15 protein-coding genes are annotated in these 12,794 nt (G+C 69.3%); 9 read left to right on the top strand and 6 right to left on the bottom strand.

The window, feature by feature from the left end; translation table 11 throughout:
* The first annotated feature begins 40 nt into the window (after positions 1-40).
* The 6 genes from F0Q34_RS07895 to F0Q34_RS07870 all read left to right on the top strand — a co-directional run bounded on the left by F0Q34_RS07895 (position 41) and on the right by F0Q34_RS07870 (position 3,680).
* A complete protein-coding gene (locus F0Q34_RS07895) occupies positions 41-688 on the top strand; it encodes a sigma-70 family RNA polymerase sigma factor (protein WP_149811805.1) in 648 nt (215 codons plus the stop codon).
* The gene (locus F0Q34_RS07890) at positions 688-906 is read left to right on the top strand and encodes a NepR family anti-sigma factor (protein WP_149811612.1); all 219 of its coding nucleotides are present in this window, start codon (positions 688-690) and stop codon (positions 904-906) included. Before F0Q34_RS07895 ends, F0Q34_RS07890 begins: the two co-directional genes overlap by 1 nt.
* Positions 907-968: 62 nt before the next feature.
* Positions 969-2,699: a sensor histidine kinase gene (locus F0Q34_RS07885; RefSeq protein WP_149811611.1), complete on the top strand. Its 1,731-nt coding sequence runs from the start codon at positions 969-971 to the stop codon at positions 2,697-2,699.
* A 65-nt stretch (positions 2,700-2,764) separates the two neighbouring features.
* Positions 2,765-2,956 (top strand): hypothetical protein, encoded by a 192-nt coding sequence (locus tag F0Q34_RS07880; protein WP_149811610.1) that lies wholly within the window; start codon positions 2,765-2,767, stop codon positions 2,954-2,956.
* A gap of 45 nt (positions 2,957-3,001) precedes the next feature.
* Positions 3,002-3,268, top strand: a complete 267-nt coding sequence (locus F0Q34_RS07875) for a DUF883 C-terminal domain-containing protein (protein ID WP_149811609.1) — start codon at positions 3,002-3,004, stop codon at positions 3,266-3,268.
* Between the two features lie 7 nt (positions 3,269-3,275).
* Positions 3,276-3,680 (top strand): hypothetical protein, encoded by a 405-nt coding sequence (locus tag F0Q34_RS07870; RefSeq protein WP_149811608.1) that lies wholly within the window; start codon positions 3,276-3,278, stop codon positions 3,678-3,680.
* 16 nt (positions 3,681-3,696) lie between these two features.
* Here the strand turns inward: F0Q34_RS07870 and F0Q34_RS07865 are convergent, their stop codons facing one another.
* Together F0Q34_RS07865 and F0Q34_RS07860 are read right to left on the bottom strand one after the other, a co-directional pair.
* A complete protein-coding gene (locus tag F0Q34_RS07865) occupies positions 3,697-4,146 on the bottom strand; it encodes a MarR family winged helix-turn-helix transcriptional regulator (RefSeq protein WP_206667971.1) in 450 nt (149 codons plus the stop codon).
* A gap of 123 nt (positions 4,147-4,269) precedes the next feature.
* Complete coding sequence (locus F0Q34_RS07860; RefSeq protein WP_149811607.1) at positions 4,270-4,662, bottom strand: hypothetical protein; 393 nt, start codon at positions 4,660-4,662, stop codon at positions 4,270-4,272.
* Positions 4,663-5,190: 528 nt separating this feature from the next.
* Between F0Q34_RS07860 and F0Q34_RS07855 the strand changes: the two genes are divergently transcribed.
* Both F0Q34_RS07855 and F0Q34_RS07850 read left to right on the top strand, forming a co-directional pair.
* Positions 5,191-6,888 carry an MFS transporter gene (locus tag F0Q34_RS07855; RefSeq protein WP_149811606.1) on the top strand — a complete coding sequence of 566 codons (1,698 nt, stop codon included), beginning with the start codon at positions 5,191-5,193 and terminating at the stop codon, positions 6,886-6,888.
* A gap of 128 nt (positions 6,889-7,016) precedes the next feature.
* Complete coding sequence (locus F0Q34_RS07850; protein WP_149811605.1) at positions 7,017-8,900, top strand: AMP-binding protein; 1,884 nt, start codon at positions 7,017-7,019, stop codon at positions 8,898-8,900.
* A gap of 70 nt (positions 8,901-8,970) precedes the next feature.
* On the opposite strand, the gene acs is transcribed toward F0Q34_RS07850, so the two are convergent.
* Together acs and F0Q34_RS07840 are read right to left on the bottom strand one after the other, a co-directional pair.
* Entirely contained in the window at positions 8,971-10,905 is a 1,935-nt protein-coding gene (gene acs, locus F0Q34_RS07845) for an acetate--CoA ligase (protein WP_149811604.1), read from the bottom strand.
* Positions 10,906-11,048: 143 nt separating this feature from the next.
* Positions 11,049-11,399, bottom strand: a complete 351-nt coding sequence (locus F0Q34_RS07840) for a Rieske (2Fe-2S) protein (RefSeq protein WP_149811603.1) — start codon at positions 11,397-11,399, stop codon at positions 11,049-11,051.
* Between the two features lie 200 nt (positions 11,400-11,599).
* Between F0Q34_RS07840 and F0Q34_RS07835 the strand changes: the two genes are divergently transcribed.
* Complete coding sequence (locus F0Q34_RS07835; RefSeq protein WP_149811602.1) at positions 11,600-12,052, top strand: hypothetical protein; 453 nt, start codon at positions 11,600-11,602, stop codon at positions 12,050-12,052.
* 16 nt (positions 12,053-12,068) lie between these two features.
* Here the strand turns inward: F0Q34_RS07835 and F0Q34_RS07830 are convergent, their stop codons facing one another.
* Together F0Q34_RS07830 and F0Q34_RS07825 are read right to left on the bottom strand one after the other, a co-directional pair.
* A complete protein-coding gene (locus F0Q34_RS07830) occupies positions 12,069-12,497 on the bottom strand; it encodes an EVE domain-containing protein (protein WP_149811601.1) in 429 nt (142 codons plus the stop codon).
* The gene (locus tag F0Q34_RS07825) at positions 12,497-12,793 is read right to left on the bottom strand and encodes a YciI family protein (RefSeq protein ID WP_149811600.1); all 297 of its coding nucleotides are present in this window, start codon (positions 12,791-12,793) and stop codon (positions 12,497-12,499) included. Before F0Q34_RS07825 ends, F0Q34_RS07830 begins: the two co-directional genes overlap by 1 nt.
* Between the last annotated feature and the right edge of the window lies 1 nt (position 12,794).

The following is a 12,794-nucleotide window of genomic DNA, read 5'->3' as shown; positions in this document are numbered from 1 at the left end:
GCCCATGCATTGGTCGGGCATGCAAAGCGAGCACATCACCATGAACAGCACGACAACCGCCCCGAACGCTGACGTGGCTGACGCGTCCCTCCCGAGCTTCCATGATCAGCTTGTCGCATTGCTGCCGCGCCTTCGCGTTCAGGCGGTTTCCATGACCCGCAACCGCGCCGACGCGGATGACCTTGTTCAGGCCGCGGTCAGCAACGCCCTCGCCGCGCAACACAGCTTCACGCCCGGCACCAATTTCGGCGCCTGGATGTTCCGCATCCTCCGCAACCGCTTCCTGTCTGACATCCGCCGCCGCCGCGACACCTGCGACATGGACAATGCGCCGGCCGAGGCCCTGGCCCGGCCCGCCGCGCAGGAAGACAGCCTGGCGCTCCGCGAACTCCGCCGCCGCCTGACCGACCTGCCCGCCGATCACCGCACCGCGCTTCTGCTGGTGACGGTTCAGGGCATGTCCTACGAGGAAGCCGCGGAGGTGATGGGCTGCGCCGTCGGCACCGCCAAGTGCCGCGTGTTCCGCGCCCGCCGTCAGCTCGAAGCCTGGCTGATGGGCGACGAACCCGCTTCCCGCCGCAACGCCGCCAAGGCAAAGGCCAAGGCTGGCCTTGCCACCCGCCGCAGTGGTACGCATTCCACTGGTCGCAACATAGCCGAGACGCGGGCCATGCACCCGGAAAGCTGATGGACGAGCACGAGGATAAGCGCATGTTGGCGGATCCGGCCGTGGAGGCCAGCCGACCGAGGGCGGGCCGCTCGCGCAAGCGAGTGCCCGATGCGGCTTTCGACAAGTGGCTCCAGCGCGGCTTGCATGCCATGTATGACGATGTCGCGAAAGAGCCCATTCCAGAGGAACTGCTCCGGCTGATCGAACAGAACCGAACCGAGGGCCCGAAGCAGTGACATCCCCGGCGCGGCCCGAGAGGCCGACGCTGGGGTCCATGCTTCGCGGCGTTCGGGGCCGCATGCTGCTTCTCCTGCTGGTTGCCAGCGTTCCCGTGGTGGGGATCGCCGGGGCCAATGCCGTGCTGAGCTATGAAGCCGAGCTGGCCGCAGGCCGCAGGACGGCCGCCATCCTCAGCGACGTTTCGGCGGCGCGGCATGGCACCACCATTGAAACCTTGCGCCAGACCCTGACCGGCCTCGGCCGGTCGGAAATGCTGCTGGACGGCACGCCTGCCCGCTGCGAGGCGCTGCTGCGCAGCGTGGTGGTGCTTTATCCCGAGCGTTACCGGGATTTCTGGGTGCTGGACCGTGAAGGCCGCGTGCGCTGCGGCGCCCGCCTTTCCGGCCCCCTGGACCACGATCCGGCGCCGCCCGGCTATGGCCGCGGCGAATCCCTGGCGCATGAGCCTTATTTCCAGACCGCCCTCCACGAGCGCAAATTCACCCTGACGCCGTTCCGGCGCGGCGCCAGCACGCCGCCCGTGGTGATCGGCGCCGTGCCGATCCTACAGGGCGAGGAGGTGGCCGGCGTGGTCGCTGGCAGCCTGTTGCTGGATGCCTTTGTCCGCCGGGAGGCCGCCGTGGCGCAGGAACGCGCGCAGCGCGTCTGGCTGCTGGACCGCGACGCGGTGGCCCTGCCCCTCACCCCGGCCGGCGCCATTGAGCTGCCCCCGCCGGAGATCCTGCGCAACATCGCCCAGCCGGACAGCCCCCGCTCGCTGGAGGCGCGGGCCCAGAACGGGGCGCAATACGCTTATGGCAATTCCGAGCTGGCGCCGGGGCTGAGGCTGCTGGTGGGCCTGCCCACCGGCGACATCCGCAGCGCCGCCAACACGGTGCTGCTGCGCCGCGCCCTGGAACTGGCCGCCTTTCTGCTGGCCTGCCTGGTGGTGATCGTGGTGGGGGCTGATCTGGCCATCGCGCGGCCCTTGCGCATCCTGGCGGCGCGGGTGCGGCAATGGCGCCCCGGCGCGCCCTTCGGCGCCCGCCCCCTCCGCGGCGAGCCGGACGAGGTGCGCGCCCTCGAACAGGCGGTCACCGAGGCCGCCGCGGCGATCGGCGCGCGGGAAGCCGAGTTGCGGGCCACCCTGCGGCAACGTGACCTGCTGATGGCCGAGATCCATCACCGGGTGAAGAACAACCTGCAGATCGTCGCCTCGCTGCTCAACCTTCAGGCCGGCCGCCTGCGCGATCCGGCCGCCCGCGCCGAGTTCGCCACCGCCCGCGACCGCGTGCAGGCGCTGGCGACGCTGCACCGCCACCTCTACACCAACCAGACCTTCGAGGTGATCGCGCTGCGCCCCTTCCTGGAGGAGCTGGGCCAGCAGCTTTTCGCGGCACTCGGCGAGCGCCCCGGCCAGCGCATCCGCCTGGTGGTGGAAGCCGACGAGCTGGAGATCGTCACCGACCAGGCCGTTTCCCTGGCGCTGCTGATCACCGAAACCGTGACCAACGCGATCAAGCACGGCTTCCCCGATGCGCGCAGCGGCACGGTCACCATCTCGGTCCATGCCGCGCCCGGTGCCGAGGAAGGCGAGGAAGTGACGCTCACCGTGCGCGATGACGGGCTCGGGCTGAGGCTGGATGACGAGGAAGCCGGGCAGGGCATCGGCCTGACGCTGATCCGCGGCTTCGCCCAGCATCTGGGCGGCGAGATGGAGATCCATCGCGACAGCGGCACGGAGATGGTGGTGCGCTTTCCGCTGCGGCGGCGGGAAGCCGACCCGGCCCTGCTCGCGGCCGAAGCTTGAGCACGGGGCGAAACCCCCAGCTTGGCTTTGCGTTGAAAAGGCGAGACACAGGGAGTGCCTATCCGATGCGCAAATTCATCCCCGCCCTTTTGCCGGTCCTGCTGATGGCCGCCCCGCTGGCTGCCTGCAACGAGGGTCCGGCGGAGCGCGCGGGCGAGAAGCTCGACAATGCCGGCGCCGCCATCCGGGATACGGTTGACCCGCCGCGCGGCCCGGTGGAGCGTGCCGGACGCAGCATCGATCGCGCGCTGGATTGACATCCCGCCACCTGACACCGCTACCTTGAGGCAAGGAGATCCCGCATGAGCCGCTATTCTTCCGTGGACCTGTCGGCAGTCGAGGATCGCATCGCCGATCTGCGCCGCAAGGTCGAGTCGCTGATGAGCGAGCAGGTCAGCCCGGCGGTGTCGCGTGCTTCCGGCCGCGCGCAAAGCCTGGCCCACCAGGCGGGCGACCTGACGCGCCGCGAGGCCGAGCAGGTGTTCGGCGTGGTGCGGGAACGTCCGGTGGCCACCATCGCCGTGGCGATCGGCGTCGGCTTCCTGATCGCCAAGCTTCTGCGCCGCTGAGCCGCGGATGCGTGCGTTCCGCCTGACGGCCGCCTCGCTGGAGGCGGAGCGTGTTCTGCTCACCCTGCAGGCGCAGCGCACGGCCCGCCGCGCCATCTTCGGCGTGGTGGCCGGCATCCTGGCCTGCGCCGCCCTGGCCATGCTGCATGTGCTGGCATGGGTCTGGCTGGAAAGCTGGACGCCCTTGCAGCGCGCCGGCGCGTTGCTGGGCGCCGATGTGGCGCTGGCGGCGATCTTTGGCGCCCTGGCCGCATACAGCCGGCCCGGCCCGCAGGAGATCGAGGCCAGGGTGCTGCGCGACACCGCCTTTGCGCAGGCAAAGGCCAGCTTCAGCCTGCTTCCCCTGATCGGAACAATGGCTGCCTCCCCGCTGGTGGCAGCCGTCGTCGGGCTGCTGCGCGGCCGGCGCTGAGACCGCCGCCGCGGCCTCAGTCCAGCAGGCGGCGCAGCAAGTTGATCAGGGTGTTCCGCTGCGCCTCGGTCAGGGGCTTCAGCAGGAGTTCATTGGCGCGGCGACCCTGCCGCACCGCTTCGGCGAGGATCGCCTCCCCTTCCGGCGCGAGGGACAGCACCACCGTGCGGCGGTCCAGCGGATCGCGCGCCGTTTTCAGCAACCCCCGGTCCCGCAGCCGCGCCACGACGCCCTGAGTGGTGGCGGGATCCAGGGCCACGGCCCGTCCCAGCGCGTTCTGCGTTGCCTGCCCCAACTCCGCCAGCTTGAGCAGGGTGGCGAACTGGGTGGAGGTCAGGCCGCCAACCGCCCCGCGATCCTGGAACAACGCCGCATGACGCTGATGCGCGCGCCGCAGCAGATGGCCGACCGATTCATCCAGGCTGTAGCCGATGGGGCGGGGGCCCGGGGCGTCCTCGTCCCGCACGGCATCGGCAAGCAGGGTCAGGTCACGAACGGGGATGGCTCAGCCCTCGGTTGCGGTGATGAAAGGCGATCCACCTTCCCCTCCGCTTTCCGGCACGTCAACCATCTTCGCCGCACTGCAACATCACTCCGCGATGAGTTGAATCGCAAAGCCCAGCAAGGTGATCAGGCCAAGTCCTGCCGCCACCAGGGCGGTGCGGTCGGCATGCCACATCAGCCGCTCCGCCAGGATGGCGGCGAGCTGCCGGCGGCCTTCCAGGCTGCGCAGATGGCGCATGCCCTGTCCCGCCATGGCGTTCAGGCGGCGCCAGACCAGGCTTTGCCGCGGGTCCTGGTAGGGCGCGCGCAACGCGGCGCCCCAAAGTCCGAGCCAGACCGCGGCCGTCATCAGCGCGCCACTTTGCAGCGCCAGCAGCGGCCGCGCGGCCAGGCCCGCCATCACCAGGGCGATGGCCAGGGCGATGGCGCCGAGAACACGGCGGATGGAGTGGTCAGCCAGAGTGCGGAGCGTGTCCATGAGGCCCCCTTCACCTCCCATGCTGACGCCGGCCGCGCGAAGATGCCAGTCGCTTTTCATACCCGCCGGGCGCCGGTTCCAGTTTTTGCGCCGGACCGGCGGCGTGCCGCCCGGCCTTTGCTTCAGGGAACGGCCAGGGCGGCGCGGCGTTGCAGCCAGCCTTTCCCCGGTGCGGCAGCATGCCGGCGGCCACCTGGTTCCATGTGCCCGGCGGCATTCGCCAACCGGCGCTCCCGCCCGGAAAAATGCCCGCCCGGGAATGGCGGCGGAGCCTAGAACCCCCTGAAATCTGTTGCGCTTCGCCAGCGAAACCGGATCAATTAATGGCAACCTTCCGCAGGCGCAAAGTGCCGCCGGAGGAAAGGTCTGACGCCTTTCTGCCGGTGCCGGCCGAGGGCAGCACCAACAAGGCCGCGTGGCCAAGCACGCGGTAGCGCAACAAGAAACACCGGGACCACCATCCCGGCGGGCAGGAAAACTTCACCCATGGGCGCAACGCACCCCAGAACCGATTTGGACAGCCGTCCAATGTCGCGCGAGGAACGAAAGGTCATTCTGGCCTCCTCGCTCGGAACCGTGTTCGAATGGTATGATTTCTATCTCTATGGTTCGCTGGCCGCCTTCATCGCCGCCAAGTTCTTCACCGTTCCCGGCGCCGACGGGCAGCCGATCTTCGACGAAACCACCCGCAACCTTTTCGCCCTGCTGGCCTTCGCCGCCGGCTTCCTGGTGCGGCCCTTCGGCGCGCTGGTGTTCGGCCGGCTGGGTGACCTGGTGGGCCGCAAATACACCTTCCTGATCACCATCGTGATCATGGGCGCCTCCACCTTCATCGTCGGCATCCTGCCCACGGCGGAGCAGATCGGCATCGCCGCGCCCATCATCCTGATCGTGCTGCGCTGCCTCCAGGGCCTGGCGCTGGGCGGCGAGTATGGCGGTGCCGCCACCTATGTGGCCGAGCACTCCCCGCATGGCCGCCGCGGCTTCTACACCTCCTTCATCCAGATCACCGCCACGGGCGGCCTGTTTCTGTCGCTGATCGTGATCCTGAGCACCCAGGCGCTGACCGGCGCTGAAGGCTTCCGCGAATGGGGCTGGCGCGTGCCCTTCCTGGTGTCGATCTTCCTGCTGGCGATCTCGGTCTGGATCCGCACCCAGATGGAGGAAAGCCCGGCCTTCAAGAAGATGAAGGCGGAAGGCACCCACTCCAAGGCACCGCTGACCGAGGCCTTCGGCCAGTGGAAGAATGCCAAGGTGGCGCTGCTGGCGCTGTTTGGCCTGGTCGCCGGCCAGGCGGTGGTCTGGTACACGGGCCAGTTCTACGCGCTGTTCTTCCTGGGCTCGGTGCTGAAGGTGGACCCCTACACCACCAACATCCTGATCGCCTGGGCGCTGCTGCTCGGCTCGGGCGGCTTCGTGTTCTTTGGCTGGCTGTCGGACAAGGTCGGCCGCAAGCCGATCATCCTGGGCGGCTGCCTGCTCGCGGCGCTGACCTATTTCCCGCTGTTCAAGCTGATGAGCGCGGAGGCCAACCCCGCCCTCCATGCCGCGCACCAGAATATCTCCGTCGTGGTGCGGGCCGATCCCGACAATTGTTCCTTCCAGTTCAACCCAACCGGCACGGCGCGCTTCACCAATTCCTGCGACATCGCCAAATCCGCGCTGGCGCGGCTGTCGGTGAACTACCATGTCGAGGATGCGCCGGCCGGCACCGCCGCCACGGTGCAGGTGGCGAATTCCACCATCTCCAGCACCGACGCGAACTTCGCCCAGGCACTCAGCGCGGCCATCACCGCGGCGGGCTACCCGGCGGCCTCCAACCCCACCGTGGTCAAGCTGGCGCATCCCTTCGACATCTTCCGCGAGCAATCGGGCGTGCTGGTGCTGATCCTGGCGGTGCTGGTGATCTACGTCACCATGGTCTACGGCCCGATCGCGGCGGCGCTGGTGGAGTTGTTCCCCACGCGCATCCGCTACACCTCCATGTCGCTGCCCTATCACATCGGCAATGGCTGGTTCGGCGGGCTTCTGCCGGCGACCTCCTTCGCCATGATCGCGCAAACGGGGGACGTGTATTACGGCCTCTGGTATCCGGTGGTGATCGCCCTGGTCACCGTGGTGATCGGCCTGTTCTTCGTGCCCGAAACCAAGGATCGCGACATCTTCGCGGAGGACATGGCGGAGAAGCCGTCCCGCAAGCCCGACCCCCTGCGCGCGCAGGTCTGACGGCATGAAGCGCCGCCGTCCCCTGCCGGGGCGGCGGCACCAGGCCGGAAGGGCGCGGGCCTTTCCGGCTTTACCATCCTCCGGTGATGGCCCAGAACAATTCAAACAGAACAGCGGGAGGGTTCAGCATGCCGGACGGCTACGACGCCACCATGGCCTCCTGGCGGCGGGACCCCGAGGCCTATTGGCGCCTCGCGGCGCAGGACATCGCCTGGTCGGCACCGCCGCAACGGATCTTCGATGCGGCGCAGGGGCCTTATGGCCGCTGGTTCCCCGATGCGCGGCTGAACATGTGCCACAACGCCGTGGACCGCCACGTCGCCGCCGGCCGCGGCGCCCAGGCGGCCCTGATCTGGGACAGCCCGATCTCCGGCGGCCAGCGCCGCATCACCTATGCCGAATTGCAGGATGCCACGGCGCGGCTGGCCGGCGCACTGGCGGCGCGCGGCGTCGGCGCGGGCGACCGCGTCATCATCTACATGCCCATGGTGCCCGAGGCGGTGATGGCCATGCTGGCCTGCGCGCGGCTCGGCGCCGTGCATTCCGTGGTGTTCGGCGGCTTCGCCGCGGCGGAGCTTTCCGCGCGCATCGCCGATGCCGAGCCAAAGGCGGTGATCGCCGCCTCCTGCGGGCTGGAGCCGGGCCGGATCGTCAAATACAAACCGCTGCTGGACGCGGCGATCGCCCTGTCGCCGCACAAGCCGGACTGCTGCCTGATCCTGCAGCGCGACGCCTGGCGCTGCGAGCTGGAGCCCGGCCGCGACGAGGACCTGCTGGATGCCATGGCCGCCGCCGAGCCGCATCCCTGCGTGGACCGCGCGGCGACCGATCCGCTCTACATCCTCTACACCAGCGGCACCACAGGGAAGCCGAAGGGCGTGCTGCGCGACACCGGCGGCTACGCGGTCGCGCTGCATCATTCCATGTCGCTGCTCTACGGGCTGCGGGCTGGGGACGTGTCCTGGACCGCCAGCGACGTGGGCTGGGTGGTGGGGCATTCCTACATCGCCTATGGCCCGCTGCTCGCCGGCTGCACCAGCGTTGTTTATGAAGGCAAGCCGGTCGGCACGCCGGATGCCGGCGCCTTCTGGCGCGTCTGCGCCGAGCACGGGGTGAAGGTGCTGTTCACCGCCCCCACCGCGCTGCGCGCCATCAAGAAGGAAGACCCTGAAGGCCAGCAGCTTCGCCGCCATGACCTGTCGAAGCTGGAGGCGCTGTTCCTGGCGGGCGAGCGCTGCGACCCCGACACGGCGGTCTGGGCCACGCGCCTGCTGGACCGCCCGGTGATCGACCATTGGTGGCAGACCGAGACAGGCTGGTGCATCACCGGCAATTTCCGCGGCGCCGGCCTATTCCCGGCCCGCCCCGGCTCCGGCGGCAAGCCCGCCCCCGGCTATGACGTGCAGGCGCTGGGCGATGCGGGCCAGCCGGTGCCGGCCGGGCAGAGCGGCAGCCTAGCCATCCGGCTGCCGCTGCCGCCGGGCTGCGCGCCGACACTGTTCCGCGCCGATGACCGCTTCCGCGACGCCTACCTCGCCGCCTTTCCCGGCTGGTACAACACCGGCGATGCCGGCATCATCGATGCGGAAGGCTATGCCTGGGTGATGTCGCGCACCGACGACATCATCAACGTCGCCGGCCACCGTTTGTCCACCGGGCAGATGGAGGAAGTGCTCGCCAGCCACCGGGATGTCGCGGAATGCGCCGTGGTGGGGGTGAAGGACGCGCTGAAGGGGCAGGTGCCCCTCGGCCTCGTGGTGCTGAAATCCGGCGCCGGGCGTGACGAGGCGGCGCTGGAGGCCGAGCTGGTGGCGCTGGTGCGCGAGCGCATCGGCCCCGTGGCCGCCTTCAAGGCGGCCCGGGTCGTGCCGCGCCTGCCCAAGACACGCTCGGGCAAGATCCTCCGCGCCACGCTGCGCAAGCTGGCGGATGGGGAGCAGCCCGTGGTGCCGCCTACCATCGATGACCCGATGATCCTGGATGAAATCGGCGCCGTCCTCGGCATCCGCTGAGGGCCGTTCATCCCGATCCGGCCCGGCGGCCGGGGGAGCCGATCCGCTCCCCCGGCCGTTCGGCGCGCGATCAGCCGGCGCGGTTGCTGATCAGGTCCTCCACCACCGTGGGATCGGCGAGCGTCGAGGTATCGCCCAGGCTGTCCGTTTCATTGGCGGCGATCTTGCGCAGGATGCGGCGCATGATCTTGCCCGAGCGGGTCTTGGGCAGGCTGGGCGCCCATTGGATGGCGTCCGGCGAGGCGATCGGGCCGATCTCCCGCCGCACCCAGGCCACCAGCTCCTTCTTCAGCGCGTCGGACGGCTCCTCGCCGGATTTCAGCGTGACGTAGCAATAAATGCCCTGGCCCTTCAGCTCATGCGGCATGCCGACCACCGCCGCTTCCGCCACCTTGGGATGGGCCACCAGCGCGCTCTCGATCTCGGCCGTGCCCATGCGGTGGCCGGACACGTTCAGCACGTCATCGACGCGCCCGGTGATCCAGTAATAGCCATCGGCATCCCGCCGCGCCCCGTCGCCGGAGAAATACTTGCCGGGGAAGGTGGAGAAGTAGGTCTGGATGAAGCGCTCATGGTCCTTGTAGACGGTGCGCATCTGGCCCGGCCAGGAATCCAGGATCACCAGGTTCCCCTCGGTCGCGCCTTCCAGCAACTTGCCGTCGCCATCCACCAGCGCCGGCTGCACGCCCGGCAGCGGCAGCGTCGCCGAGCCGGGCTTGAGGTCCACGGCGCCCGGCAGGGGGGAGATCAGGATGCCGCCCGTCTCGGTCTGCCACCAAGTGTCCACGATCGGGCAGCGCTCATCGCCCACGACGCGGTAATACCAGAGCCAGGCCTCGGGGTTGATCGGCTCGCCCACCGAGCCCAGCACCCGCAGCGACTGGCGCGACCATTTCCTCACCGGCGCATCGCCTTCGCGCATCAGGGCGCGGATGGCGGTGGGGGCGGTGTAGAAGATGTTGACCTTGTGCTTGTCCACCACCTGCCAGAAGCGGCCGACATCGGGATAGTTCGGCACGCCCTCGAACATCAGCGTGGTCGCGCCATTCGCCAGCGGGCCATAGACGATGTAGCTGTGGCCGGTGACCCAGCCGACATCGGCGGTGCACCAGTAGATCTCGCCCGGGCGGTAGTCGAACACCAGCTCATGGGTGAAGGACGCCCAGACCATGTAGCCGCCGGTGGTGTGCAGCACGCCCTTCGGCTTGCCGGTGGAGCCGGAGGTGTAGAGGATGAACAGCGGGTCCTCCGCGTTCATCGGCTCGGGCGCGCAATCGGTGGCCGCGGCCTCCGACAGGGTGTGCCACCAATGGTCGCGCCCTTCCTGCATCGGCACGTCGCCGCCGGTGTTCCTCACCACGATGACGTTCTTCACCGAGGGGCAGGATTTCAGCGCCTCATCGGCATTGGTCTTCAACGGCACGGTGCGGCCGCCGCGGCGGCCCTGGTCGGCGGTGATCAGCACCGTGCTGTCGCAATCCTGGATGCGGCTGGCCAGGCTGTCGGGGGAGAAGCCGCCGAACACGATGGAATGCACCGCGCCGATGCGGGCGCAGGCCAGCATCGCCACCGCCGCCTCGACGATCATCGGCAGGTACAGGGTGACGCGGTCCCCCTTCTTCACGCCGAGCGAGCGCAGCGCGTTGGCCATGCGGCAGACGCGCTGGTGCAGCTCACGATAGGTGACCTTGCTGTCGCTGTTCGGGTCGTCGCCTTCCCAGATGATCGCCACCTGGTCGCCGCGCTCGGCGAGGTGCTTGTCCAGGCAGGAAACGGAGGCGTTCAGCACGCCATCCTCGAACCACTTGATCGAGACGTCGCCCTCGAAGGAGGCGTTCTTGATTCTGGTGGGCGTCGTCATCCAGGCGATGCGGCCGGCTTCCTCGCGCCAGAAGCCGTCCGGGTCGCGGGCGGCACGCTCGGCCATCTCGGCCCGGCGGGCGGCATCGAAACGGCTCCCCGCCGCCAGATCGGGCTTTACGGGAATCACGGTGTTGTCGGTCATTCGAACTCCTCCCGAAGTGGCGGGCAGGGCAAGGTGGCCACTGCATCTGTTTGGCGGCATTGGGCCCGCGCCCAATGGCCGCCGTCAAGCGTCAGCATGGTGCCGGCGCGGCGGCGTCCGGCGCGGTGCGGCATGGCGTCCGGTCAAGCACCGGCATCGGCCGGAATGCGGATCATGCCTTCCGGATCGACCCGCGCCGGCACCGCCTCAAGGCTGTCGCCCAGGCAGGGGCCGGACAGGCAATAGCCATCCTCGATGCGGAAGCTGGCGCCATGGACGGCGCACAGGATGTGGCGCCCGGCGCCATCGAGGAAGCGATCGGGCATCATCTCCAGGGGCACGCCGATATGCGGGCAGGAATTGACGTAAACAAACACCGCCGCGCCGCGCCGCACCGCCAGCAACCCCATGAAGCCGCCCGGCAATCCCGGAAAGCCGCGCGCCTTGCCATCGGGGATGTCATGCAGGTGGCAAAGGATGCGCTCATCGGCCATGCCCGGCCTTACACCCACAGCAAGCCGCGGGGGAGGGGGGAGACCGGAGGATCGCTGCGGCCCCTGCTTCCGGCGCCCCCTCCGTCCCCAGGGCGCGGCCCGCGCCATTGGCGGCCTTCCCGCCTCGTCGCGATGCGCCTGCCTTTATCCGGCGTTCATCATTGTGGCGCAGATTGCGGTGGTGCTGGAGGAGTGCGGCGATGCGGTGCGAATGGATGGGGTGGCGAAGCCTTCTGGCCGCGATGCTGGCCCTGCTCCCCCTGGCGGCGGAGGCGCAATACCTGTCGCCGCGCCCTGCTCCACCGCATGGCAGCCTGTTGCCCGACGGCCTCACCGAGCGCCGCGGCGGCACGCTGCGTCATTACGATGGCTGGGGGACCTATGAGGGCCGGTCGGAACGCTCGGCGGGTGGCGGGGTGGTGCGCCATTACGACGCCGATGGCCGCTATCTGGGCCGGGATGAAGTGAACCGGGATTTCCGCCGCCGCCCGCCCGGCGCCGGCGCCTGGGGCTCCGGTGGGCAGGATGGGCAAAGCGGCCCCGGCGTGCAGCTCTACCTCGATCCGGGCCTGATGCAGCCGCCGCCGGAGATGCGGCCGGAATTCCCGCCCAGCCGCGGCACGCCCTGGTTCAACGACCGCAACCGGCGCTGAGGGTGGCGGGGCGGGATCAGCCGCCCCAGCCCCCCATGGCGCAGAGCACCGCCCAATGCTCTGGGCTGATCGGCATCACCGACAACCGCGATTGCCGCACCAGCGCGATGCCATCCAGCCTGGGCTCGGCCTTGATGGCCGCCAGCGTCACCGGATTCGGCATCGGCCCCACGGCCCGCATGTCGGTGCAAACCCAGCGCGGGAGCTTGCCTTCCGGCACAACCTCGGTGGGATCGGGATAGGCTTCGCGCGCCACCTCGACAACGCCGACGATCTCCTTCCCCACATTGGAATGGTAGAAGAACGCCAGATCGCCCCGACGCATCGCCTTGAGATGCGCCGCGGCCTGGGCGTTGCGCACGCCGGTCCAGGGCTCTACGCCGTTCGCCACCTGCTGTTGCCAGGAAAAGGCGTCCGGCTCGCTCTTGACCAGCCAGCAGGGCATCAGCCGGCGACGCGGGCGCCGCCCGCGAAAACCTGGCGGAAGGGGCGGATGGTGACGCGCGCGAACAGCCCGGCCAGGGCATAAGGATCGCTGGCGGCCAGGGCCTCGGCCGCCGCCTGATCGGCCACGTCGACCAGCAGCAGGCTGCCGCAGGGCTTGCCCTCGGCATCCAGCACCGGCCCGCCCTGGACGATGCTCGCCGCATGGCCATCGAGATATTCCAAGTGCTTCGGCCGCGTCGCCATCCGCAGTTCGAGGGCGTTCGGCTTGTCTTCGCATTGGATGGCGAACAGCATG

The organism is Teichococcus oryzae, assembly GCF_008386565.1.
Lineage (GTDB): Bacteria > Pseudomonadota > Alphaproteobacteria > Acetobacterales > Acetobacteraceae > Pseudoroseomonas > Pseudoroseomonas oryzae.
Note: the sequence above shows the minus strand (reverse complement) of the source record. Positions and strands in the feature narration are given on the sequence as shown.